This window comes from Microbispora bryophytorum (assembly GCF_006874465.1).
Lineage (GTDB): Bacteria > Actinomycetota > Actinomycetes > Streptosporangiales > Streptosporangiaceae > Microbispora > Microbispora bryophytorum.
In genome coordinates this window covers 14,699-38,147 of record NZ_VIRL01000023.1, presented here as the reverse complement: position 1 = coordinate 38,147, position 23,449 = coordinate 14,699, and the positions used below count along the sequence as shown (strand labels likewise).

Sequence of the window (23,449 nt, the reverse complement as noted above, 5' to 3'; positions counted from 1 at the left end):
CCGGCCGCGGCCGGTCTCGCGCGCGACATGGTCACGCCTGATCAGCGCAGCAGGAGATCGATGGCTACCTCCAGCCGTTCGAGGTAGACCTCCCGTGACGCGACCTGATGCTTGATTCCGATCGACGCGCTGATCATCGTCTGCGCGACAAGGGGAGCCGCCTCGCGTCCCGACGTGATGGCGACCGCGTCTGTGATCAGTTCCTCGAAACGTCGCCGCGGAGTCTTGATGATCTCTCCGAGGAGGTCGGGATTGTCCTCGATGACCATCGCGACATCGCTCGCCAGCGGGCCGATGTAGCGGCCTGCCCACTGATCGAACGCTTCGACGAGACGCTCCGAAAGGGGTCGGCCGGTGTCGGCCAGGACGTGTTCGACCGCTGTGATATCGCGATTCAGGGCCTGGGTGACCGCCGCACGGAACAGAGTCTCCTTCGAGGAGAAGAGGAAATAGAGCCCGGGCCGCGAGATGCCCGCCGCCCGCGCGACCTCCTCCATCGAGGTCTTCCGGTAACCGAATCGCGCGAACGTGACCATCGCGGAGTCCAGAACCGTGATCCGACGATCGGTATCGGCGACTGTCGACGGTGGGTGACCGACCTCGGGACTGCTCATGAAACGAGCATACGAGCGAGCGGCGCACTATACAAAACCCATCTAGTGTGTATAGTCACCGCCATGACCATGCGCGAACTCATCACTACACCCTTCACCTCCTCCAGCACCGCGGACGAGGTGCTGCGAGGCGTCGACCTCACCGGGGTCCGCGCGATCGTGACCGGAGGTTCCTCCGGAATCGGCACCGAGACCGCTCGTGCGCTGACCTCCGCCGGAGCGGAGGTAACGCTCGCCGTCCGGAACACGACCGCGGGCGACGCCGTCGCCGAGACGATCGCGAAGTCGACCGGACAGATCCGGCCCCGAGTCGTCCGGCTCGACCTCGCCGACAGAAGCACCGTCGCGCGATTCGTCGACGCGTGGAACGGTCCACTCCATCTGCTGATCAACAACGCGGGCGTGGTCACCGGTGGCCTCGAACGTACGCGTGAGGGCTGGGAGCTGCAGTTCGCGACGAACCATCTCGGCCACTTCGCCCTCGCCACCGGCCTGCACGACGCCCTGACCCTGGGAGCGGCCGACGGTGACGGAGCACGGATCGTCTCGGTCAGTTCGACCGCGCACATGCGTTCCGGCATCGACTTCGACGACCTCCACTTCGAGCGTCGCAGCTACGACCCGCAGATCGCCTACGCCCAGTCGAAGACGGCGAACTCTCTCTTCGCCGTCGAGGCGACTCGCCTCTGGGCCTCCGACGGCATCATCGCCAATGCGGTGAACCCCGGCGGTGTCGCGACGGGACTGCAGCGCAACTTCACCGCGCAGCAGAAGGCATCGCTCGACGCGGCCGAGGCCGCCGGAATCTTCACTTACAAGACGGTCGAGCAGGGAGCCGCCACCAGCATCGTCGCGGCCGTCGCCCCAGAGTTCGCCCACTTCGGAGGCCACTACCTCGACGACTCACAAGAGGCTTACACCGTGCCGGACGACGCCGACCTCGCGCAGCACCCGCACGGCGTCAAGGAATGGGCGCTCGACCCCACTGCCGCCAAGCGCCTCTGGACGGTCTCGACCGACCTGCTCCGCGTCTGACCCTCGACGTCGCAGCAACCGACAGGAGTCAGCCTGCGTGGCTTCGAAGCACCAGTCAGCAGGCCGGAGATGGATGCGATCGGCTGACCCTCAGACCTTCGGGTTGTGCTGCGCTTCCGGGTTGTGCCGGGCGATGGCGGCGTTGAGCGCGGTGGCGAAGACCGTCCACCCGGCGTACGGCAGCAGCAGAAGCCCGGCCGTGCGGTCCTGCCGGAGGAGGCGGCGGGTCAGCAGCGCGTTCGACACGTTGAGCGCGAGGATCTCCGCGAGCGCGAGGCGGGGGTTGCGGGCCTTGAAGAACAGCGGCGGCCAGGCCGCGTTGAGCGCCAGGTTGGCGGCGAGCGCACGCCGCAGGGCCGGCCGGGAGCCGTCGTCCCCGTGCGACAGCGCCCGGGCGGAGGCGTAGGCGATCGTCGCGTACAACGGCGTCCAGACCAGGCCGAACGCCTTCGGCGGCGGCTGCCAGGAGGGCTTGCGCAGGCGGGCGCACCAGCCGGAGCGGGCGTCGGTGGACAGGCCGCCGACCGCGGCCGTCGCGGTCACCGCGAGGGCCGTCCGCACCAGCGTCTTCTTCGATGTGCGTCTCATGCGTCCTCTTTCTTCCCCCTCGTCCGCACTCATGCGGGAACGGGGTTACTCCTTAGGCCCCGTGGTCAGGCCGCCGGCCGCAGCAGGGTGGACAGGCGGTGCAGGCCGCGGGCCGTGCGCGCCTTGACCGTGCCGAGCGGGACCCGCAGGCGCTCGGCGATCTCCCGCTGCGTCAGGTCTCCGTAGTAGGCCAGCTCGATCGCCTGGCGCTGCACCTGCGGCAGCGAGGCCAGCGCTCGGCGGATTCGGTCGCGGTCGGCGAACTGGTCGCCGTCCAGCCGGCCGTCACGCCCCGCCGGGTCGGGGACCGCCTCCAGCGGCACCGTCGCCGGGGCCCGCGCCCGCAGGTGGTCCACCGCCCGGTTGCGGGCGATGCCGAACAACCAGGCCGGCAGGCTGCGGCCCGGGTCGAAGCGGTGCCGGAAGCGCCACACCTCGGTGAAGACGACCTGCATGACGTCCTCCACATCCTGGGGCGGCACGAGTTTGCGCAGGTAGGAGCGCACGGCCGGCGAGTGCACCCGGTAGCACTCCCCCAGCGCTCCCGTGTCCCCCGCGGCGAGGCGGAACTCCAGGGTCTCCTCCATCGGCCCCCCTTGGGCAGAAGACTCGGCGAAAACTTATTCAAAACCTATTCATAGCTGCCCGCGCTGGCAGCGGACAACCATGGGGGCCGAACACCGGATCAAAGATGCGCCAAAGAGGGCGAATCACCGCAGAGTGGTCATTACCGCCGACAGGGCGTCACGAAACGTGTTCACCCGGATGACATGCGTGGGCAGGCCGTCGCGCCACCCGGGGCCGCCGACCACGACACGGCAGGCGGGACGGAGCCCCGGCAGACCGGCCAGCGGGGTCGGATCGCCCGTCTCCCGCAGCTGCGACCACACGAACACCGCCGCGGGACCGAGGCGCCGCATCGCGTCCGCCAGCGTGGTGTACGGCGTGCGCGCCCCGAGCACGCGGGTCTCCACCCCGAGCACGCCGAGCGCGGCGGCCAGCGCGTGGATCGGCAGCGCGTGCTGCTCCTCCTCCGCGGCGGCCAGCAGGACAGGACGGGGATGCACGGGCGAGGGCACGCGCGCGGAGAACCGCGCCAGTGCGGCCTGGAGCCGGTCGGAGAACAGGTGCTCGACGTCGATCCCGGCTCCGGTGTCCTGCTGCCTGCGGGTGACGGCCGCGAACACCGGCAGCACGAGCCGCTCCCACGTCCACATCACGCCGTGCGCGGCCAGCGCCGCGTCCAGTCCCGCGTCCACCGTCGCGGTGTCCAGCACCGTCACCGCGCGGGCCAGCATCGCCGCCGACAGCAATCCGGGGTCGGCGGCCGGCCGTACGGCGGAGGCGGACGGCACGGTGGGCTCCGGCCGTCCGGGCGACTCCGGTGACGCGGCCCCCTCCCGGGCCGGGGCGGACGCCGCCCGCTCCCCCGGCGCGGGCCTAAGCCGCAGCGCCTGCCTGGCGGCGTCGGCCGGCGGCATCCCGGCGCGGATCAGCCGGTTCATCTCCTCCAGGCGGCGCAGGTCCGCGTCGTCGTAGCGCCGGTGCCCGCCGGGGCTGCGCCTGCTGGGGCCGATGCCATACCTGAGATTCCACGTGCGCAGCGTGGACGCGGGCACGCCGAGCCGACGGGAGACGGCCCCGATGCCGTAGCCCGGCTCCTCTTCGGCGGCCGCGTGCTCACCGGCCCCCGACCCGCCCTCGCGCGTCACGTGCTCACCCCGTGTCCATCCGGTCGTCGCCGCGCCCATCGCGCCCGGCGCCCGTGCCGCCCCTGACCGTGTTTCGGCCCGGGGGCCTTGCCCGGATGCAACCGCCGGAGCGGGCGGGCGCGAAAACTCTACTGACGGCGCCGCCGATCACCGTAACGATCGAAGGAGCAGTGCGCATGCTGACGTTGACCCGCGAGACCGGCGGCGTTCGGGACGACCCGCGGGAGCCGTTCGATCGCCACCTTTCCGGTCTGTTCGACCACGCCCTGGACGAGCTGCTCCGGCGCGAGCTGAGCCGATTGTCCTTCCTTGGCGCCGACGACCGGGAGGTGCTGCGACGTCACCTCGCCGACTTCGTCGCTCGCGGCGGCAGGCGGCTGCGGCCGGCGTTCGTGTACTGGGGGCACCGGGCCTGCGGCGGCTCACCCGACGACCTCGGGGCCGTGCTGGCGGCGGGCTGCTCGATCGAGCTCCTCCACGCGTGCGCGCTGATCCTCGACGACGTGATGGACGAGTCGCCCCTCAGGCGCGGCCGGACGACCGCCCACCTGGCGCTCGCCGAGCGTCACCGGGAGCTCGGCTGGGCCGGGTCGTCGCAGCGGTTCGGGGAGTCGGCCGCCATCCTGCTCGGCGTGCTCGCCTTCACCTGGGCCGACTCCGCGCTGCTGGCCGACCGCCGCAGGCTGGCCGACGCCCTGGAGGTCTTCACCCAGCTCCGCGTGGAGCTGATCGCCGGGCAGTACCTCGACCTGACCTGCGCCGCCCGGGGCGGCGGCGACCACCGGGAGGCACTGCTGATCTCGACGTACAAGTCGGGCAGGTACACGGTGGAACGGCCGCTGCACCTCGGTCACGCCATCGCCGGTGGCGACCCCGGGCTGCGCCGGGTCCTCAGCGCGTACGCCCTCCCGCTGGGCGAGGCGTTCCAGCTCCGCGACGACGTCCTCGGCGTCTTCGGCGACCCGGCCCGGACCGGGAAGCCCGCCGGGGCCGACCTGCTGCAGGGCAAGCGGACCTACCTGCTGACGTTGGCGCGCGAACGCGCGGACGGCCCGGGAGCGGCGCTGCTGGACGCACTGCCGGGCACGGGCGAGGCGCAGCCGGACCGCCTGGCCGCGGCCCGGGAGGTGATCGTCGCGACCGGCGCGCTGGAGGCGGTCGAGCGGCGCATCCGCGACCTGACCGAGTCCGCGGGCGAGGCGCTGTCCGGGGCGGACATGCCGGCGGACGCCCGGACGGCCCTGCTCGGCCTCGCCCTCCGCCTGGCCCAGCCCCACTCAGCGGCCGACCCCCACCCCGCGGCCGACCCCCACCCCGCGGCTCGGCCCGACCACGCGGCTCGGCCCGGCCAGGCCGGAAACGCGGCCTCCCCCGGCCCCGCCCCTCCGGCCGGCTCCGCCGAGCCCGCCGCCGGCGGGGCGGCCTGATGACCGCGGGCGGGCCGGTCGTGGTGATCGGCGCCGGGCTGGGCGGTCTGTCCGCCGCGATGCGCCTGGCCGGGGCGGGCCGTGAGGTGACGGTCGTGGAGGCCTCCGACGTGCCGGGCGGCTGCTGCGGCACGGCGACCCTGGGCTCCCACCGCTTCGACACCGGCCCCTCGGTGCTGACCATGCCGGGGGTGCTGGCCGACACCTTCGCCGCCGCCGGGCAGGACATGGAGCGCTGGCTGCCGCTGCGGCGGCTCGACCCGTACTACCGGCTGACCTTCCACGACGGTTCGCGGCTCGACGTGGTGGCGGGGGCCGACGCGATGGCCGAGCAGGTGCGGGAGCTGTCCGGGCCCGAAGAGGCCCGGCGCTACCAGCGGTTCCGGCGCCTGCTCGGAGAGATGTTCGAAGCCGAGTGGGGTGCCTTCATCGACCGGGACATGACCCGGCTGCGGGCGCTGGCCCGGCCGTACGCGCTGGCGCGGCTGGCCGCGCTCGGCGGCTTCCGCCGGCTGGACGGGCTCGTGCGGCGTCACCTCACCGACGAGCGGCTGATCAGGGCGCACACCTTCCAGGCACTGTACGTCGGCCTGTCGCCGCGCCGCGCCCTCGGCGTGTACGCGGTGATCGCGCACATGGACACGGTCGGCGGGGTCTACTTCCCCAGGGAGGGCGGCATGCACGCCGTCCCCCGGGCCATGGCCGCCGCCGCGGAGAAGGCCGGGGCGGTCTTCCGGTACGGCGTGCGGGCCACGCGGATCGAGACCGACGGCGCGGGGGTGGTCGCCGTCCGCCTCGCCACCGGCGAACGGCTCGCCGCCCGGCACGCCGTGGTGGCCTGCGACCTGGTCCGGGCGCAGGGCCGGCGGGGCGGCGACGGCCTGCTGCCGGAGGAGGCGGCCGACTGGCGGCTGCGGCGGCCCCGCTTCTCCCCCTCCTGCCTGGTGGCGCACTTCGCGCTCGACCGGCGCCCGGAGGGCCAGGCCCATCACACCCTGCACTTCGGGCGGGAGTGGGAGTCGACGTTCGCGGCTCTGGAGGCGGGCAGGCCGCAATCGGACCCGAGCCTGCTGGTGACCTGTCCCGTTAACCACGGGCCAGACAACCACGGGCCACACGACCACGGGCCGGGCGACGGCGGCCCCGCCGTGCTCAGCGTGCTGGAACCCACCGCGAACACGCGGGGCGGCGCCGACTGGACCGCCCTAACCCCCCGCCTCCTGGACCGCATGCTGAGCCGGCTCGCCGACCTCGGATACGGCGACCTGTCCGCCACGCCCCGGCTGGTGCTCGATCCCCCCGCCTGGCGGCGGCGCGGCCACTCGGCCGGCACGCCCTTCGCACTCGACGCCCGGTTCACCCAGACCGCGTGGTTCCGCCCGTCCGGCGCGGCCAGGCGGGTCCCCGGACTTCACTTCGCCGGCATGTACACGGCACCCGGGGTCGGGGTGCCGCCCGTGCTGATCTCCGGCCGTCTGGCCGCCGAACGCATCCTGGAGAGCGCCCCATGAGCACGCTGAGCACGCCATCCCGGGCACCGGCCGCGACGCTGACGGCCGGCTACGAGCGGTGCCGCAGGTTGCACGCGAGCTACGGCCGCTCCTACTACCTGGCCACCCGCCTGCTGCCCGCGTGGAAACGACCGCACGTCCACGCGTTGTACGGCTTCGCCCGCTACGCCGACGAGATCGTGGACTCGCTCGCGATGACCGGCGACCGCGCCGCGGCGCTGGAGCGCCTGTCCTCCCGGCTCGCCGCCGCGCTCGACGGGGAGCGCGTCCACGATCCGGTGCTCCCCGCGTTCACGCACACGGTGCGGGCGTTCGGGATCGACCAGGCCGACGTGCGGGCGTTTCTCGCGTCCATGCGCGCCGACCTGACCGTGGACCGGTACGCGACCTACGACGACCTGCTGGGATACATGGAGGGATCGGCGGCGGTCATCGGGACGATGATGCTGCCGGTGCTGGAGGCACTGCCGGGCGAGGATGCGCGGGCCCGCGAGCCCGCCCGCCAGCTCGGGCTGGCCTTCCAGCTCACGAACTTCATCCGCGACGTCCGGGAGGACCTGGCGCGGGGCCGCGTCTACCTGCCGCTGTCGGACCTCGAGAAGTTCGGCGTGACCGAGGCCGACCTGGCCGCGCCGTACGCCACGCCGGCCGTGCGGGAGCTGGTGGCCTACGAGTGCGACCGCGCCCGCGACCACTACCGGCGGGCCCGCGACGGGATCGCGCTGCTCGCGCCGTCGTCCCGGCCGTGCATCACCGCCGCGTACGAGCTGTACGGCGGCATCCTGGACGAGGTCGAGGCGGCCGGGCACGACGTGCTGGTGAGGCGGGCCGCGGTGCCCCGACGGCGCCGGCTCGCGATCTTCGTCCGGCACCTGCTCGCCGCGCGTGCCGCCGTGCGGGCCGAGCGCCGGGTGGGGGTGGCCTGACGTGGATCCCGGACAGGACGCCGCGCCCGGCGCCGGTCCGGTCCCCGGGCAGCGCATTCCCGCCCGCGAGCGGGACGTGATGTCCCGGCGGGTCGTGGTGGACGCCATGGGCGGAGACCACGGGCCCGCGCAGATCGTGCGCGGGGCGGTCGAGGCGTGGCGGGAGCACGGCGTGCCGGTGGTTCTCGTCGGCCGGTCCGGAGCCGTGCGCGGAGAACTGGCCCGCGCCGGGGCGGCGGGCGAGATCGACGTCGCGCACGCCGCCGACGTCGTGCCGATGACCGAGCGGGGCGCGGGCGCGATCCGCATGGCCTGCTCCAACCTGGCCGTCGGCTTCGATCTCCTGCGGGCCGGAGCGGGCGCGGCCTTCGTGTCGGCGGGGTCCACCGGGGCCGTGGTCGCCTGCGCGGTCGACCGGCTGGGCACCGCGCCCGCCGTGCTGCGCCCCGCACTGGCCGTGGCGCTGCCGACGACGGCGGGCGGGGCCACCGTATTGATCGACGCCGGGGCGACCGTGGACCCGACGCCCGAGATGATCGCCCAGTTCGCGCTGCTCGGGGCGTCGTACGCGCAGGTCGTGCTGGGCGTGCCCGACCCCCGCGTCGGGTTGCTGTCGATCGGCGCGGAGCCCGGCAAGGGCAACCGGCTGACCCGCCGCGCCGAGACCCTGCTGCGCGGCATGCCGCTGCGGTTCCACGGCAACGTCGAGGGCGGCGACGTGCTCACCGGGGCCGTCGACGTCATCGTCACCGACGGCTTCACCGGCAACGTCGTGCTGAAGAACGTGGAGGGGACCGTGCGCGCCGCGCTCACCCTCGCGGCGGCGCAGGGCGTGGCCGGGTCCGCCGAGCTCGGCCGGGTGGCGCGCCGTTACGACCCCGAGACGCACGGCGGCGCGGCCCTGCTCGGGCTCACCCGCACCGTCGTCGTGGCGCACGGCTCCTCCCGGGCAGCGACCATCGCCAGGGCCTGCGTGGTGGCGCGCGACCTGGCCGAGGGCGAGGTCGTGGCCCGTCTCGGCGACCGTCTTGCCATCCGCCCCGTGTCGTGACCTCCCACACCGCTGGGCCCGGCCCCGGCTCGCGTTCCGGCTCGCGTTTCGGGTCACGAGGACGCCCGAGCGGCCCGCCGGACTGCTCAGGGATCGGCGAGGGGACCGGCGTAGGGGTCGGCGAGAGGACCGGCGAGAGGGTCGGCGCCGTCCCAGGTGCCCGCGCTGGCGTAGGGGACGAACCGGGCGAACAACTCCTCCGAGTACCAGTCGTGGGCGCGGACCCGTTCGACGACCTCGCGGTGCGCCCGCCCGGCGTAGGCGAACGCTCGTACGGCGGCGGCGTCCCGCCACAGCGAGAAGGTCGCCTGCCTGGCCACCGGCCACTCCCCCATCCCGACGGAGGCGAGGCAGCCCTCCTGGGCCCGCAGCGACCGGTCGACGGCGGGTGCGGACCGGTAGAACGCCGGCAGTCGCGACGGCCGGATCGACGCCCGGGTCAGCACCGCCACCGGACCGCTGCGCGGCTCGCCGTCCAGGCCGCCGTACGGGCCGCCGGTCACGGGGGCGAACGGCTCTGCGCCGTTCCAGCGCCCGCGCGAGGCGGTCGGCGCGAGCCGCACGTGCCAGGTCTCGATCGCCTCGCGCCGCCACCTCGCGGGGATCGGCGAGCGTGCCAGGAACTCTTCGACCGCCTGCTCGTCCCGCCAGACGGCGAGCAGCGCCCAGCGGCGCAGGTCGGCGCCGAGGGTCGTCGACGCCCCCCGGCCCGTGCCCAGCAGCCGCCAGAACAGCAGGCCCCCGGTGCGGCGCAGCACCGGACGGTCGAAGGCCATGTGCCGCATCGCCCCCCGGCCGGCGTATCTCTGGAGGTGGAACGTGACGACGCTCCCGCCGCTCGTCCCCATGCTGGTGGCGCTCATCGGCGGCTACCTTCTCGGCTCGATCCCGGTGGCGGTGCTGGTCGCGGGGCGTCGGGGCGTCGATCCCCGGGAGGTGGGCGACCGCAACCCCGGCTTCTGGAACGTGCGCGAACGGCTCGGCCGCCGGGCCGCCGCGCCGGTCTTCGCCGGGGACACGGCCAAGGGCGTGCTCGCCGGGCTGCTCGGGCTGCTGGCCGGGGGCGCGCACACGACCGGGCCGGGAGTGGTCACCGGCCCGAGCGCCCCGGCCGCATACCTGGCTGTGGGGGCCGCGATGATCGGGCACGCCTGGCCCGTCTTCGCCGGGTTCCGCGGCGGGCGGTCGGTGCTGACCTTCGCCGGCGGCGTCGCGGTGATCTGCCCGCCCGCGTTCGTGCTCGCGCTCGCCCTGCTGGCGGTGACGTTCCTGCTCACGCGGTCGTTCGCGATCGGGGCCAGGGCCGGGGTCTTCGCGATCCCGCTGCTGCAACTGCCGTTCGCGCCGATCGGCCACATCGCCGCGACCGGCGCGCTGATGTGCCTCATCGGGCTGCGTTTCGGTCAGGCGGCGCTGGCCGCGCGCCGGACGTGACGGCTGGGCGGCCGAGGCCGTAGGCGCGGCTCCGCCAGGTCCTGACGGGCCGCAGCGTCGCCTGCGTCAGCCGTACGGCCGTGACCGGGTCGAGCAGGAACGACAGCATCACGCCCGCGCCCGGCCGGGCGTAGCTGCGCCGCAGCGCGGTGGTGAGCAGCACCCGTACGGCGAGCAGCGTCAGGTCGAGCCGGGTCGGCCGCCCGGCGGCCAGGCGGAGCGCCGGCAACGCGGCGGCGAGCCAGACGACGGCGAGATCGGCCGCCTGCCAGGCGGGGCGGGTGACGTCGCGCAGCGGCAGCGAACGCCCCCACTCCCGCCACACCTCGGCCGCCGACTCGTGCATGTCGACCTCCAGCAGGCCCCCCGCGTCGAGGAAGCCGACCCTCCAGCCGTCGGCGGCCAGGGTCCTGGCGAGGGCGACGTCGTCGGTCATGTGGCCGCGTATCCGGGCGAAGCCGTCGGCCCGCCGCATCGCCCCCCGGCGGAAGGCCAGGCACTGGCCGTTGGCCACCACCCGGTGGGGCGGCGGCGGGGCCGGGGGCCCGATGGGGCCGAACCGGTAGACCAGCGTGGCGAGGAACGACGCGTGCAGCGCCTGCTCGGCGAGGCCGTCGCAGACGAAACGCGGGCCAGCGCTGACCAGGTCGTGGTCCACGAGGGCGGCGGCGAGCGCGCCGAACAGGCCGGGCCGGGGCCGGGTGTCGGCGTCCAGGGTGACCACGATCTCGCCGCGCGCCTCCCGCAGCCCCTGGTGCAGCGCCCACTGCTTGCCCACCCAGCCGTCCGGCAGCGGGCGTCCGCGCACCACCGTCGCCCCGCTGGCGGCGGCCAGCCGGGCGGTGCCGTCCGAGGACTCGTCGTCTACCACGATCACCTCGGTGACGGCGGGATCGGCCAGCACCGCCCGCAGGCAGGGGCCGATCCGCCGTTCCTCGTCCCTCGCCGGGATGACCACCGAGATGTCCGGATCTCCCCCACCGGGTGTTCCGTCCCGGCCGATCCGCGCCGCCGGGTCGCCCCTAAGAGCTGACTCGCCGCCTCCGGCCCACCCACCGCCTCCGGCCGCGCCGCCACCAGCCCGCGACATCCCGCCTCCGACCGACCCACCGCCTCCGGCCGCGCCATCACCACCCCGCGACATCCCCCCACCGGCGGACGCCCGCGGCGCCCCGTCACCGGCGCCGGGGGACCTTTCGGGCGCGGGCGCGGTGAGCGGGGGGAGGCGCCGGCGGCCTCGGGCGAGCCGCACCAGCACGACGACCGCGGCGACGGCCTGGGCCGCGGCGAGCACCCGGGCGGCGGTCCCGGGCCGCTTGCGCCCGGCCGCCCTGACCGCCCCGGCCGCCCCCACAACCCCAGCCGTCTTCACCGCCCCGGCCACCCTGACCACCCTGCCCACCTTGGCCGCCCTGACCGCCCCGGCCGCCCCGGCCGCCCTGGCCGTCCTGGTCGTCACCGTCCCGCCTCCTCCGGCCGCGGCCTGGAGCGGGGGAAGTCCCTGCGCACCAGCGCGGCCACGATGCGCCCGCCCATCGCCACCAGCGGCAGCCCACCTCCCGGATGCGCGGACCCGCCGACGAGGTACAGCCCGCGCCGCGGCCCCCGGTTGCCGGGACGGCGGAAGGGGGCGAACGGGTCGCCGTACGCGCCGCCGTAGACCGCCCCGCCCCAGGTGCCGTACCGGTCGCGCAGGTCGGCCGGGGTCAGCAGGTCGAGGAAGCGCAGCCGTCCGGACAGGTCGTGCCCCCGGCGGGCCAGCCGGTCGAGGACCAGCTCCGCGTACGCCTCGGGCGGCGTCGGCCAGCGCCCGGGGTCGCCTGCGGGGACGTTCACCAGCATGCTCCAGCTCTCCGCGCCGGCGGGAGCCTGGGTGGCGTCGGTCACCGCCGGGCAGCCGATGTAGACCGTGGGGTCCTCCGGCGGCCGCCGCCGGTCGAAGATGTCGCCGAACTCGCGCCGGTAGTCGGCGGAGAACACGACCGAGTGATGCGGCAGGCCCTCGGTTCGCCCCTCCACGGCGGCGAGCATCAGGAAGGCGGACGACGACAGGCCCAGCCGGGCGATCCGGCGCAGCCGCGCGCGGTCGGGCAGGAGCCGCCCGTAGAGGGAGGCCGCGTCGGCGTTGACGATCACGACGTCGGCCCTGACCACCTCGCCGAGGACCGTGCGGACGCCGCCGACCCGCTCGCCGTCGGCGACGATCTCGGCGATCTCGGTCTCCAGACGGATCTCGACGCCCGCCTTGTCCAGCGCAGCGGCCAGCGCGTCGGCGAGGCGGGGCAGCCCGCCCCGCACGTACCATCCGCCGTCACCGTGCTCGATGGCGGGGACGCAGCCGAGGGCGGCGGGCGCCCGGTAGGGGTTCGACCCGGCGTAGGTGGCATAGCGGTCGACGTACTGGCGCAGGCGGGCGTCCCGGAAGAATCGGCCCGCCAGAGCATGCAGGGTGCGGCCCGGCGCGACCGCGAGCAGGTCGCCCAGCCGGGGACGCGGGAGAGGGCCGCTCGGCTGCCCGCCCGCCGGTCCGACCGGCCGTTCGCCGGGCCGCCGGCCCGCGAGCCGGAACGGCGGCTCGACGACGGGCCCGGACGGCGGTCCCGCGAAGAAGGTGCGCGTGGAGGCGTCCAGGCAGCGCTCGGCCCAGCGGTGGAAGGCCCGCCAGTTGCGGCCCTCGCCCGGCGCGAGCCGGTCCACCGCCTCTGCCGTACGCTCCGGGTCGCGGCAGGTGGACAGCGTCGAGCCGTCCGCGAACCGATACCGGCACAGCTCGTCGAGTTCGACCAGGTCGAGCGGCACGCCGAGGTCCAGGAAGAGGCCGGGCAGCGTGAGCAGCGAAGGGCCGATCGAGAACGTGAACCCGTCCCGCCTGTGTTCGGCCAGCTTGCCGCCAAGCCGGGGCAGCCGCTCGTAGATCCGCACGTCGTGCCCGTCCCGCGCGAGCAGCAGGGCGGCCACCATGCCGCCGACGCCACCCCCGACCACGATCACCTCCGCCACGCGCGCCTCCAGGCGAGCAGGGCGAAGGCGCCCATCGCGAGCCCTCCGGCGGCGGCCACGAACGGATCGGGCGGCCGGAAGACCACGGCGAAGCCGACGGTCTCCATCATCGCCATGACCGTGTAGAGCGTGACGAGCCCGGTCGTCCCCGCCGCTTGGGCGCCGCTCACGGGCCGGTTCGCGGCGGCGCGGCCCGTGACGCGGTCGACAAGCACCATGACCAGGACAGAGACCAGCAGCCAGCCGGCGAAGTTGGTGAGCGGCACACCGTGGTACGGCCCCGGCTCCGCCCAGACCCACAGTCCGAGCCTGAGCATCTGGGGGTCGAGGAACAGGTCCCACGCGGTGAGCGCCAAAGCTCCGGCGAGGATCGGCGTCAGCCGCCCGCGCGGCGCCATACGGCGGGCGACGGCGTGGGCGGCCAGGCCCATGCCGCCCCAGGCGAGGGCGACGACCAGCGGAACGCCGCCGGGCCGCGGCCACAAGGCGTCGGTGTAGCGGTAGTCGCCGAAGGGCAGGCCCGTCCTCGTGCCGATCCACTCGGCGGCGTAACCGGCCGCCACCGCCGCCGCGAACGCGCCCGCCGCCCTGCGCGGGGTGTGCGCCGCCGCCGCGAAGGCGAGTGCGCTCACCGCGAGCAGAACCACGACGGCGGTGGTGAGGCGCAGATCCTGGGGCCGCAGTCCCGTCGCGATCTGGGCGGCCACCATCGCGACCAGCGCGGCCACGCCGGCCGCGATCGGCCACGCGCCTGCCAGGCGGGGCGCGTTCGCCGGCGGTGTTTCGTCAGCCTCGGCCGCGCTCTTCCGTGCGGTCTCCCAGGTCTCCACGTAGGGTCATTCGAGCGCATCCCCCTGATCGGATGCGCTCCGCCTCACGCGGGTGCGGCCGGCGGGGTCGCCCCGCCGTACGCACCGGCCCGGCGATCACCAGCGGTGGTGCACCTGCGGGCGGATCAGGTCGTCGTAGACCTGGCGGACCGCGTCGTGGGTCTCGGCCGACAGCGGCGGGAACTGCGCCGCCGCCACGTTGGCCCCGGCCTGCGCGGGGTTGCGGGCTCCGGGGATCACGACGCTGACCCCGGGCTGGTCGATGATCCAGCGCAGCGCGAACTGCGCCATCGTCATGCCCTCCGGCACGAGGCCGCGCAGCCGCTCGACCGCCTGGAGGCCCACGCCGTACTCGACGCCGGAGAAGGTCTCGCCGACGTCGAACGCCTCGCCCTGGCGGTTGAAGTTGCGGTGGTCGTCCTCGCCGAAGACCGTCTGCGGGCCGTACTTGCCCGACAGCAGGCCGCTCGCCAGCGGGACCCGGGCGATGATGCCGACTCCGGCCTTCTCCGCGGCCGGCAGGACCTCGTCCAGCGGCTTCAGCCGGAAGGCGTTGAGGATGATCTGCACGCTGGCCACGCCGGGGCGCGCGATCGCGGTCAGCGCCTCGGCCACCGTCTCCACGCTCACGCCGTACGCCGCGATGCGGCCCTCGGCGACCAGCGTGTCGAGCGCGTCGAAGACCTCGTCGGTCTCGAAGACGGCGCTCGGCGGGCAGTGGAGCTGCACCAGGTCGAGCGTGTCGACGTCCAGGTTGGCGCGGGAGCGGTCGGTCCAGGCGCGGAAGTTGTCCAGAATGTAGGCATCGGGGGTCTGCTGCACCCTGCGGCCCATCTTCGTGGCCACGGTCAGGCCGGTCCGCTCCTTGAGCAGCTTCCCGATGACCTTCTCACTGCGGCCGTCGCCGTACACGTCGGCCGTGTCGATGAAAGTGGTCCCGGCGTCGACCGCGGCGTTGAGCGTGGCCAACGCGTCGGCCTCGCTCACCTCGCCCCAGTCGGCCCCGAGCTGCCACGCCCCCAGCCCGACGACGCCGACCTGCCTGCCTGTCCTGCCCAAAACGCGCTGTTCCATGAGGTCAGATCGTAGCGGGGCGGCTCAGGTGGAGGCCCCTCCACCCGCGAGGTGGTGCAGGAACCAGTCGCGGGCGAGCCGCGCGACCGTCTCCAGTGCCCCGGGCTCCTCGAACAGATGCGTGGCGCGGGGCACCGTCTCCAGCCGGACCGGCGCGGTGATCGCCCGCATCGCCTCCCTGTTGAGGTCGAGGACGACGGTGTCGCGCTCCCCCACGATCAGCAGCGTCGGCTGGCGCACCGAGCGGAGCGCGTCCCCGGCGAGGTCGGGCCTGCCGCCCCTGGACACCACCGCGCTGACGCCGCCGGGCCGCGTCGCCGCGGCGACGAGTGCGGCGGCGGCGCCCGTGCTCGCGCCGAACAGGCCGATGGGCAGACCTCCGGCGACCTCGTCCTCGGGCAGCCGGTCGGTCAGCGCGCCCACCCGGTCGGCGAGCAGGCCGATGTCGAAGCGCAGGTGGCCGGTGACCGCGTCGACGCGCTCTTCCTCCGCCGTGAGCAGGTCGGCCAGGACCGTTGCCAGCCCGGCCCGCTGCAGCTCCCTGGCGACGTATCGATTGCGCGGGCTGTGCCGGCCGCTGCCGCTGCCGTGGGCGAACAGCACCGCCCCCCGGGCCTGCCGGGGAACCGTCACGTCGGCGTCGAGCACAACATCGCCGACCGGCATCCGCACGCTGAGTTCGACCTCGCCCATGGCGCCCGCCCCTTCCGGCCGCGCCCGGCTCAGCGGCGCTGGACGACCAGGACGACGCCGCACAACCAGGACGGCACTGGACAATCGGGGGGCCTACCCCCGGCCTGCCGGGGCAAACCGGGGACGACGTGGCCTCCGCCTGCGGAAGAGGCGTCGGCGGCGGTGATGTCAGGCGGCGGGTGACAGGCTGCGGGTGACAGGCGGCGGGTTTCAGGCGATGTCAGGAGCGCGACGAGCATCACCGCGCCAGGAGTGACGCGTGCATCGCCGCGTCAGGAGCGACGTGAGCGCATCGCCTTGAGCACCCGCACGCCGCCGCCCTCCCCGGTCCGTACGCCGCGGGACGCGCCGTCCGCCAGGCGCCGGTACTCCTCCGACTCCATGGGACACAGCGCGATGCGGCCGTCCGGGTCGAACAGCAGCCCCCAGCCGTACCTCTTCGGCAGCGGGGACGCCCTCAGGCACGCCTGGGAACGGGAGAAGAACTCCTCCCTGAGCTCCGCGCGCCGCCCGGCCGGCAGGTCCGCCGGCAGGTCCTGGCGGCGCAGCCAGGTCTCGAACAGCACGTCCTCCTGCGTCAGACCGTACGGCGCGCCGGAGATCAGCTCGTACTGGAGGGAGGCGACGGTGGGCTTGCCGCCCCGGGCCACGGGCACCTCCGCGGCGGTCACCGGGCAGTCGTCGGCGACCGCGATGAGCGTCGAGTAGTAGTTCAGGTCCTCGGCCATCTCTTCACTATGCCGCGGGAGACCGGACGGCTCACCCCGCTACGGGCGGGCCCGCGGAACGCTTGCCGAAGGCGGCGGTCGGGCGGGTCTCACAGATGAGGCCCACGTCCTCGGGCAGGCCGCTCACGTGCACCTCCGCGCTGTCCTCCCATGCCTCCAGATCGACCCGGGTGCCCGCGATCGGGAAGCCGCAGATGCTCAGCTGCCCGAACCCCTTGGGCAGCACCGGCGCGATCCACACCTTGCCATGCGGCACCCACGGGTCCACGCGGAGCAGGAGCCGTACGAGCTGGATCGGGGTGGCCGAGGCCCAGGCCTGCGGCGAGCACGAGGTCGGGTACGGCACCGGCATGTGGAACTCCCCGCGGTCGAACCCGCAGAACAGCTCGGGAAGCCGGCCGCCGAAGGCGCGGGCGGCGTCGAGCAGGCCGGTGGCGACGCGCTGGGCCTCCTCCACGAATCCGTAGCGCATGAGGCCGGCCGCGGCGAGCGCGCTGTCGTGCGGCCAGACGGACCCGTTGTGATAGCTCATCGGGTTGTAGGCGCCCATGTCGGAGGCGAGGGTGCGGATGCCGAAGCCGGTGAACATCCGGGGCGACAGCAGGTGCTCGGCCACGGCCGGGGCCTTGTCGCGGTCGACGATCCCCGACCACAGGCAGTGGCCCATGTTGGAGGCGAGGGCGTCGATCGGGCGGCCCTCGTGGTCGAGCCCGACGGCGAAGTAGCCGCGGTCGGGCAGCCAGAACCGTTCGTTGAACCGGGCGCGCACCTCCGCGGCCCGGTCCCGGTAGTGCCGCTCGGTCTCGGTGTCGCCCTCCTCCTGGGCGAAGTAGTGGCGGGCGATGCAGGCGGCGTAGACGTATCCCTGCACCTCGGCCAGGGCGATGGGCGCCCGGGCGATCGTGCCGTCGGCGAAGTTGATGCCGTCGAAGGAGTCCTTCCAGCCCTGGTTGAGCAGACCCTGGTCGGTCTTCCGCTGGTACCACAGGAACCCGTCACGCATGCCGTACCGCTCGATCCACTCCAGCGCCGCGTCCGCGTGCGGAAGCAGCCGCTCCACCGCCGTCCGGTGCAGACCCCAGCGGCGCAGCTCGCCAAGCAGGATGACGAACAGCGGGCTGGCGTCGACCGAGCCGTAGTAGGCGTGCCCGGCGGCCGACGTGTCGTCCTGCCGGGCGCCGTAGCGCAGCTCGTGCATGATCTTCCCGGGCTCCTCCTCGGTCAACGGGTCGATCTTGGTGCCCTGCAGCGCGGCCAGCCGGCCCAGCGTGCCGTACGCCAGCTCGGGGTCGAGCGTCAGCGCCATCCACGCGGTGAGCAGCGAGTCGCGGCCGAACAGCGTCATGAACCAGGGCGCCCCGGCCGCGACGGTGGGCGGCAGCTCGGGATGCCCGGGGTCGAACAGCCGCAGCGCGCCGAGGTCGTTGTGCGACTGGCGCAGGATTTTCGCCAGAGCGGTGTTGGTCGTCGTCACCTTGGGCAGGCGCTTGTCCCACTCGAACAGCTGTCCCGCCCGCCGGGCCAGCGCGGGCGACAGCCGCTTCTCCGAGTACCACGGCTCGGTCTCGACCCCGTCGATGATCGGGTTGGCCTGCACGCAGGCCGTCCACTCGCCGCGCGGCGGCACCACCACACGGAAGATGATCACCCGCGGATTGAGCATCGGCAGCACCGGGGTGCCACCGGCCTTGGCGGCCACCCGCACCCCTCTGCCCTTGCTGATCGAGAACATCCGCAGCGACCCCTCCTCCGCCGCGGTCGACACGTCGGCCACCCAGTGCACCCGGTGGGTCTTCACCTCGAACAGGTCGCACACGTCGGAGCCGACGTGCAGGGCCACCATGCAGCCGGCCGGCTCGTGCGACATGTTGCGGATGGTGAGGTCCTCCGACAGCCCGCCGCCGACGTACCGGTCGCGCACGACCAGCAGTGTGCTCTCCGCCTGCCCCGGCCGCGGCGCCGCCCGGCCGATGAAGGTCGCGTGGAACGGCTCGCCGGTGATGACCTGGAGCTCCTCGATCAAGCCGTCGTCCACGCGCAGTTCCCAATGGGACAGCAGCCGGGTGTCGGCGTAGTAGATCCCCTGCGCCGACCCGGGGAGGATGTCGCCGTTGCGGGCGGACACGCAGAACGATCCCCCGGCCACAAGCGTCATGGCGCCCCCGCCGATGGCGTTGGGCTGCCCCTCGAACGTCCACCCGCTCGTCATGCCGATCACCCCGGCCCGTCCCTGGTCCTGACGGTTGCCCTCATACCCATAGGTCGAGCCGGTTTTCGCCAACTTTGCCGCATCGAGGGGTCTACAGTGGCCTTTACTAGCCTATGACCTGCGGTTTCCTACTCTTCCGGCATGCGCAGGTGGGTGAGCTCGGAGGGGCACGAGGTGGACCCGGTCGTCATCGAGGGCCGCCCACTGCTGCGCGTACGGCACCGGGGCTACCACATCGGCTACTGCGCGTCCGTCGCGGAGGTGGCGGCCCACGTCGATCTCGCCGACCTGGTGGAGGTCGTCGACCTGCGTCACGCCGCCAGGGCGCACGGACAAGGATGAGGGGTGAGCCGGACCGGCTCACCCCTCCCTCTGGCCACCGCGTCGCCTCACCGCGGCGCGGGCGCTCAGTCCTCCCAGCCCGGCATGTTCCAGAAGTCGCCGGCGCCCGCCTTGGGCTGCGCCTTGACCTGGGTCTTGGGCTTGGCCTTGGCGGCGGCGGGCTTCGCCTTGCCCATCTGCGGCATCCCCCAGCCCGGCATCTCCCGCACCCAGGCGTCGGCGGCCTCGTCGTCGGTCTTCGCGCTCGACGGCTTACCCGTGAAGTCGTTGCCGGACATCTTGGTGTACGTCGGCTGGTTGGACGTCGGGTGAAGGAAGACGTCCTGCGGCGCGCCCTGGCTGTTGTTCTTTCCGGTGGCGGGCATCGTGAACATGGAGCCCGGCTGCGATCCGTTCGCCTGGTTCCCGTTCATCGGGATGCCGGCGAGGGGGTTGCCTCCGGAGGGGCCTCCGGCGGGCTGCTGGCCGGCCTGCCGGCTGTCGGCCGTGTCGCCGCCGGGCGCCTGCCTGCCGGTCATCGAGCCCTGGGGGCTCTGGCCGTTCGCCATCGGTCCGTTCGCCTGGTCCTCGGCCTCGTCGTCCGCCGGCATGTACGGGCCGACCTTGGTGCCCTTGTCCAGAATGTCCAGGGCATTGGACGCGACGATGTCGGGCTCCTCCGGGTGGTTCATCGCCATTGCGGCGATCTGCTTTCCGGGCGACATCGGCTCCTTGGCGGACAGCGGAGCCGGGTCCGCGGAAACGGGACCCGACAGGAGAGCCGCGGCCAGTACGGCTGTGCATATAGGCATGAGAATTTCCCCCGAAATCTTGTGGACGGTACAAGAACGAAGGTAAGCGCACGATGCCGGACCATCACGGACCCGATGCCCAGTGTCCGGTCAAAGAAGAGGATCAGCCGCTTCAGGGCATAGCCCCCAGGCCACCCCTGCTCCGCCGATTACCGGCACCACAGCGCGAAGCCGGTCACGGCCGGGACGGCCGCGCGTCGTGGCCACCGCCTCCGGGGGCGACACGGCGGCGGTCGGGGAGGCGGGACACGGCGGCGGGACACGGCGGCGGTCGGGGAGGGGGACGCGGCGGCGATCCGGGAGGCGGGACGCGAAGTCCGCCCGCACCCGGGACCTGTCCGAGACGGGGAAGGGGCAGGAAGGGGCGGGGAAGGGGCAGGGAAAGGGGCGGGGAAGACGGTGGAGAAGGGGTGGGAACGGCACGGGGGCGAGCCGCGAGCGGCTCACCCCCGTCAATGCCGTCGCAGGACGACGGCCGGTTACCTCGGCATGAGGACCTTGTCGACCTCGTAGATGGTGGCGTTGCTCGTCGCGATGTTCCCGCAGGTCACGGCGGCGTCGTTGACCTTGAGGCTGGAGTCGGAACCCGAGACGGTGAGCTTGCGCCCTTCGAGGGAGGTCAGCTGGCCGTGCATGTCCGCCGGCGCCTTGCGTCCCTTGACCACGTGGTAGGCGAGCAGCCCCCTGAGCGACTTGCGGTTCGACATCAACTGGTCGAGTTGGTTCTTCGGAATCTTGCTGAACGCGTCGTTCGTGGGCGCGAACACCGTGATGTCCTGCGCGGAGTTGAGGGTCTCGGCCAGCCCGGCCTTCTTCACGACGCGCGCCAGCGTGGACAGCGTCGGGATGTCGGCGAGCGCCGTGCCGACCGGCACCTTGGCCAGCTCGGCGGGGCTGCCCTTGCCCGAGGCCGGCAGCGAGGAGCAGCCCGCCCCGACGGGCGCCCCGGAGACCGACGGCGTTGCGGACGCGGTGGCGCTCTCGCTCGCCTCGGCGCTGGGGGTCTCGCTGGTCATGTCTGTGGCGGTCTCATTGGCCGCGACAGGAGCCGCGGGACTGCCGCCGCCCTGGCTACCGCACGCGGCGGACATCGAAAGCGCCGCGGTCAGGGCGGCGAGGGCGAGCAAACGGGTATTCATGATCGTGTTCCCTTGGTCGTGGAAAGGTCGTTGCCGGGTGGCGGGTCGGGTGCGTGATGAAACACGGAACGGACGCACCGGTCGGCCCTGGGGCCGGAGGCGGTGCCCGGCGTGCCACCCGCACGACCGCACGCGCCCTGCACCCCTGCGGACGGCGACACCGGAAGAGCCCGCCGCACCGGTTCAGAACCGGTGTGGCGGGCCGTTGAGATGGGCCGGGTCACACGGGCCTGTTCAGTCAGGCCGTCTGTGACGGGCTCACCGGTCGCGTCCGCTGATGCTGGCGGGGCCGTGTGATCGTCTTCTGGCGCGCCGTCTTCGGCTGCGCGGTCTTCTGCTCCCCCCTCGGCAGCGGATAGGTCCTGGTCGACTGGACCCCCTGCATGGGACCGAAGGTGAACGGCTGCGGCGTCTGTCCGGCCTTGCCGGAGGCGAGGACGGGTTGAATGAAGACGTCGCGTGTCTTGGGATCGATCACCGGAACGTACTTGGTCCCCGCGGTTCCTCCGTCCGCCCCGTCATCCGCCCCGTCATCCGCCCTGTCGTCCGCCGTCGCGGAGGGTCGTCCGGTGTCCCAGCGCGGGCCGGAGGCTCCGGCCGGCGACCGAGGATCGGCGGCGCTGTCGTCGCGCCCGCCGTCCATCCCGCCGGGAGCCATCCATGGCGGCGCCTTGGGGAGGGTGAACGGAAGCTCCCCGGCCTGGGGCGCCATGCCGGGCAGCGACGCGAATTGAGGCCGGCCCGCGGACGGCGGTGCGGCGTTGTTGTTGTCCGTGGTTGCCCTCGTCCCGGGCGGGGCCGGGTCCGGCGGCACGGCGACCGGCCCGGACAGCAGGGCGGCGGCCAGCACGGCTGTGCAGAGAGGCATGAGACTCCCCCGAGGTCATCGATGGTACGAGCACGACGGTAAGCGCCGCACCGGGGAGTGATCACGCATCCGACGACCAATGTCCGGTCAAGCATGGCGATCGGGCGCTTCACCCGCAAAGATCCCCCGCACCCGCAGGCGGCCCGGGGAACGCCGCCGGGCCGGCGTGATAGGCCACCGAAGACGCCCTCATCCGAGAAGGACGCCGCGGGCCCGGGGTGAGGAGCGCGACGGGCTCAGTCCGGCAGCCTGACCTCGATCGGCACCACGAGCGGCGGCTGCGAGGGCGGGCGCGGCGCGGGCCGGCGCGCGAAGTAGTGCTCCAGGGCGTGCCGCAGCCGGTCGAGCGCCTCGTCGACCGTCTGCCCTTCGCAGGCCACCTCGACCTGGACGCACCGCGCGCAGTACGTGCCACCGTCCTCGGCGTTGACGGTCGCGGTCAGCCGCACGGTCCGTCCCATGCTTCCTCCGTGCGCGGCAACCGATCGGGGTAATCCCGGCGCGCGGGCAACAGCGCGGAGATTCCCCACCCCCGCCGGCTGCGGCCCGCGCGCGCCGCGCCCGGATTTTGCCTGATGAGGAGGCCCGCCGACGTCCCGCCGCGGGAGCGGCTCGTTTCCTGGGGTAGGGCCGGGCGCATGGGCAGGAAAGACAAGAAGCAAGAGCCGTCGGTGGGCGACGAGGTCACCTGGAAGAGCCACGGCGGCGAGGCGGCCGGCAAGGTCGAGAAGAAGATCACCGAGCGTACGGAGGAGGCGGGCCGCACGGTGGCCGCCTCGCCCGAGGACCCGCAGTTCCTCGTACGCAGTGACAAGAGCGGCGGGACGGCGGTGCACAAGCCGTCGGCCCTGCGTCCGAAGGAGTGACGTGACCACCGACGCAAGGCGGACCGCGGCCGGGTTCGGCCAGGCGGGCGACACGTGCGCTGCCGAGCCGGAGCGCTGACTGCGCGAGGAGCGGCCGAAGGGGGTCGGTGCGACAACCCGGACGACGGCGAGCCGACGGGCCACGAGTCCGGCCGGCACGTCGTGGCCAGGGCCGCGGGCGCGCGCGGGGATCGCGCCCGCAGTGCCGGCTGTCCGTTCCCGCTTGATGTTCCCCTGAGGTGTTCCCGCTTGGTGTTCCGCTAGTTGAGCGTCTTCTTCCAGTGGAAGCCGCCGGGCAGGTTCACGGTGAGGGTGCGGCGCCCGTCGGCCGTCTTGGTGACCCGGAAGGCGCGTCCACCGTAGCTGTGCCCGACGCCGCCGCGCGAGAGGTTGAGCCTGAACGGCCCCATCTTGATCGATTTCCGGTAGCTCCAGCCCATGGTTCCTCCATGAATTGTCCGTGACCCCGCGACTACCCCGGAAGACGATCAGCACACCGGCCGACCGGTTCACCGCTGTTTAGTGGCGTGCCGCCGGGTATGGCCAACAAAGGGGCTTTCGGCCGTCAGGAACGCGATCGGATCGCCGGGCGGGCGCCGGGGGCTCACCGT

Annotated in this window: 25 protein-coding genes; 8 read left to right on the top strand and 17 right to left on the bottom strand. The window is 73.7% G+C overall.

Going from position 1 to position 23,449, the window contains the following annotated elements:
* Positions 1-41: 41 nt before the first annotated feature.
* Complete coding sequence (locus FLX07_RS30680) at positions 42-614, bottom strand: TetR/AcrR family transcriptional regulator (protein WP_142575176.1); 573 nt, start codon at positions 612-614, stop codon at positions 42-44.
* Between the two features lie 63 nt (positions 615-677).
* Between FLX07_RS30680 and FLX07_RS30675 the strand changes: the two genes are divergently transcribed.
* Positions 678-1,649, top strand: a complete 972-nt coding sequence (locus FLX07_RS30675; protein WP_142575175.1) for an SDR family NAD(P)-dependent oxidoreductase — start codon at positions 678-680, stop codon at positions 1,647-1,649.
* A gap of 90 nt (positions 1,650-1,739) precedes the next feature.
* Here the strand turns inward: FLX07_RS30675 and FLX07_RS30670 are convergent, their stop codons facing one another.
* The 3 genes from FLX07_RS30670 to FLX07_RS30660 all read right to left on the bottom strand — a co-directional run bounded on the left by FLX07_RS30670 (position 1,740) and on the right by FLX07_RS30660 (position 3,949).
* Complete coding sequence (locus FLX07_RS30670) at positions 1,740-2,237, bottom strand: TspO/MBR family protein (RefSeq protein ID WP_142575174.1); 498 nt, start codon at positions 2,235-2,237, stop codon at positions 1,740-1,742.
* A gap of 65 nt (positions 2,238-2,302) precedes the next feature.
* On the bottom strand, positions 2,303-2,824 hold the full coding sequence (locus FLX07_RS30665) for an RNA polymerase sigma factor (RefSeq protein WP_142575173.1): 522 nt from the start codon (positions 2,822-2,824) through the stop codon (positions 2,303-2,305).
* A 123-nt stretch (positions 2,825-2,947) separates the two neighbouring features.
* The gene (locus FLX07_RS30660; protein ID WP_229689700.1) at positions 2,948-3,949 is read right to left on the bottom strand and encodes a MerR family transcriptional regulator; all 1,002 of its coding nucleotides are present in this window, start codon (positions 3,947-3,949) and stop codon (positions 2,948-2,950) included.
* A gap of 176 nt (positions 3,950-4,125) precedes the next feature.
* Here FLX07_RS30660 and FLX07_RS30655 point away from each other — a divergent pair, with 176 nt between their 5' ends.
* From FLX07_RS30655 to plsX, 4 genes are read left to right on the top strand one after another with little or no spacing between them, the layout of a single operon-like run.
* Positions 4,126-5,376 carry a polyprenyl synthetase family protein gene (locus tag FLX07_RS30655; protein ID WP_167748453.1) on the top strand — a complete coding sequence of 417 codons (1,251 nt, stop codon included), beginning with the start codon at positions 4,126-4,128 and terminating at the stop codon, positions 5,374-5,376.
* Entirely contained in the window at positions 5,376-6,887 is a 1,512-nt protein-coding gene (locus tag FLX07_RS30650; RefSeq protein WP_142575170.1) for a phytoene desaturase family protein, read from the top strand. Before FLX07_RS30655 ends, FLX07_RS30650 begins: the two co-directional genes overlap by 1 nt.
* On the top strand, positions 6,884-7,813 hold the full coding sequence (locus FLX07_RS30645) for a phytoene/squalene synthase family protein (RefSeq protein WP_142575169.1): 930 nt from the start codon (positions 6,884-6,886) through the stop codon (positions 7,811-7,813). Before FLX07_RS30650 ends, FLX07_RS30645 begins: the two co-directional genes overlap by 4 nt.
* 1 nt (position 7,814) lies before the next feature.
* Entirely contained in the window at positions 7,815-8,864 is a 1,050-nt protein-coding gene (plsX, locus tag FLX07_RS30640) for a phosphate acyltransferase PlsX (RefSeq protein WP_229689699.1), read from the top strand.
* An 86-nt stretch (positions 8,865-8,950) separates the two neighbouring features.
* Here plsX and FLX07_RS30635 read toward each other — a convergent pair whose 3' ends face one another.
* Complete coding sequence (locus FLX07_RS30635; RefSeq protein WP_223854210.1) at positions 8,951-9,727, bottom strand: spheroidene monooxygenase; 777 nt, start codon at positions 9,725-9,727, stop codon at positions 8,951-8,953.
* On the opposite strand from FLX07_RS30635, the gene FLX07_RS30630 reads away from it, so the two are divergent.
* A complete protein-coding gene (locus tag FLX07_RS30630) occupies positions 9,684-10,298 on the top strand; it encodes a glycerol-3-phosphate acyltransferase (protein WP_229689698.1) in 615 nt (204 codons plus the stop codon). The two genes, FLX07_RS30635 and FLX07_RS30630, sit on opposite strands and share 44 nt — an antisense overlap.
* Here the strand turns inward: FLX07_RS30630 and FLX07_RS30625 are convergent.
* The 7 genes from FLX07_RS30625 to FLX07_RS30590 form a co-directional block, all read right to left on the bottom strand.
* On the bottom strand, positions 10,249-11,757 hold the full coding sequence (locus FLX07_RS30625) for a glycosyltransferase family 2 protein (RefSeq protein ID WP_229689697.1): 1,509 nt from the start codon (positions 11,755-11,757) through the stop codon (positions 10,249-10,251). The genes FLX07_RS30630 and FLX07_RS30625 overlap by 50 nt on opposite strands.
* Positions 11,754-13,298, bottom strand: a complete 1,545-nt coding sequence (locus tag FLX07_RS30615; protein ID WP_229689696.1) for a phytoene desaturase family protein — start codon at positions 13,296-13,298, stop codon at positions 11,754-11,756. The genes FLX07_RS30625 and FLX07_RS30615 overlap by 4 nt, the downstream gene beginning before the upstream one ends.
* Positions 13,286-14,128 carry a carotenoid biosynthesis protein gene (locus FLX07_RS30610; protein ID WP_229689695.1) on the bottom strand — a complete coding sequence of 281 codons (843 nt, stop codon included), beginning with the start codon at positions 14,126-14,128 and terminating at the stop codon, positions 13,286-13,288. Before FLX07_RS30610 ends, FLX07_RS30615 begins: the two co-directional genes overlap by 13 nt.
* Positions 14,129-14,224: 96 nt before the next feature.
* Positions 14,225-15,202 (bottom strand): aldo/keto reductase, encoded by a 978-nt coding sequence (locus FLX07_RS30605; RefSeq protein ID WP_142575166.1) that lies wholly within the window; start codon positions 15,200-15,202, stop codon positions 14,225-14,227.
* A 24-nt stretch (positions 15,203-15,226) separates the two neighbouring features.
* Positions 15,227-15,895, bottom strand: coding sequence for a dienelactone hydrolase family protein (locus FLX07_RS30600; protein WP_142575165.1), 669 nt, complete (start codon positions 15,893-15,895; stop codon positions 15,227-15,229).
* A gap of 272 nt (positions 15,896-16,167) precedes the next feature.
* Positions 16,168-16,623, bottom strand: coding sequence for a DUF6157 family protein (locus FLX07_RS30595; RefSeq protein WP_208762475.1), 456 nt, complete (start codon positions 16,621-16,623; stop codon positions 16,168-16,170).
* Between the two features lie 31 nt (positions 16,624-16,654).
* The gene (locus FLX07_RS30590; RefSeq protein ID WP_142575164.1) at positions 16,655-18,832 is read right to left on the bottom strand and encodes an amylo-alpha-1,6-glucosidase; all 2,178 of its coding nucleotides are present in this window, start codon (positions 18,830-18,832) and stop codon (positions 16,655-16,657) included.
* Between the two features lie 141 nt (positions 18,833-18,973).
* Here FLX07_RS30590 and FLX07_RS30585 point away from each other — a divergent pair, with 141 nt between their 5' ends.
* Positions 18,974-19,174, top strand: a complete 201-nt coding sequence (locus FLX07_RS30585) for a transposase (protein ID WP_142575163.1) — start codon at positions 18,974-18,976, stop codon at positions 19,172-19,174.
* A gap of 65 nt (positions 19,175-19,239) precedes the next feature.
* Here FLX07_RS30585 and FLX07_RS30580 read toward each other — a convergent pair whose 3' ends face one another.
* The 4 genes from FLX07_RS30580 to FLX07_RS30565 form a co-directional block, all read right to left on the bottom strand.
* Positions 19,240-19,965 carry a hypothetical protein gene (locus tag FLX07_RS30580; RefSeq protein ID WP_142575162.1) on the bottom strand — a complete coding sequence of 242 codons (726 nt, stop codon included), beginning with the start codon at positions 19,963-19,965 and terminating at the stop codon, positions 19,240-19,242.
* A gap of 479 nt (positions 19,966-20,444) precedes the next feature.
* On the bottom strand, positions 20,445-21,104 hold the full coding sequence (locus FLX07_RS30575; protein ID WP_142575161.1) for a fasciclin domain-containing protein: 660 nt from the start codon (positions 21,102-21,104) through the stop codon (positions 20,445-20,447).
* A gap of 238 nt (positions 21,105-21,342) precedes the next feature.
* Complete coding sequence (locus FLX07_RS30570; protein ID WP_142575160.1) at positions 21,343-21,972, bottom strand: hypothetical protein; 630 nt, start codon at positions 21,970-21,972, stop codon at positions 21,343-21,345.
* A gap of 236 nt (positions 21,973-22,208) precedes the next feature.
* The gene (locus FLX07_RS30565; RefSeq protein WP_142575159.1) at positions 22,209-22,433 is read right to left on the bottom strand and encodes a type II toxin-antitoxin system HicB family antitoxin; all 225 of its coding nucleotides are present in this window, start codon (positions 22,431-22,433) and stop codon (positions 22,209-22,211) included.
* A gap of 177 nt (positions 22,434-22,610) precedes the next feature.
* Between FLX07_RS30565 and FLX07_RS30560 the strand changes: the two genes are divergently transcribed.
* Positions 22,611-22,838, top strand: a complete 228-nt coding sequence (locus FLX07_RS30560) for a hypervirulence associated TUDOR domain-containing protein (RefSeq protein ID WP_142575158.1) — start codon at positions 22,611-22,613, stop codon at positions 22,836-22,838.
* Between the two features lie 260 nt (positions 22,839-23,098).
* Here FLX07_RS30560 and FLX07_RS30555 read toward each other — a convergent pair whose 3' ends face one another.
* A complete protein-coding gene (locus tag FLX07_RS30555; protein ID WP_142575157.1) occupies positions 23,099-23,278 on the bottom strand; it encodes a DUF4236 domain-containing protein in 180 nt (59 codons plus the stop codon).
* Positions 23,279-23,449 lie beyond the last annotated feature (171 nt).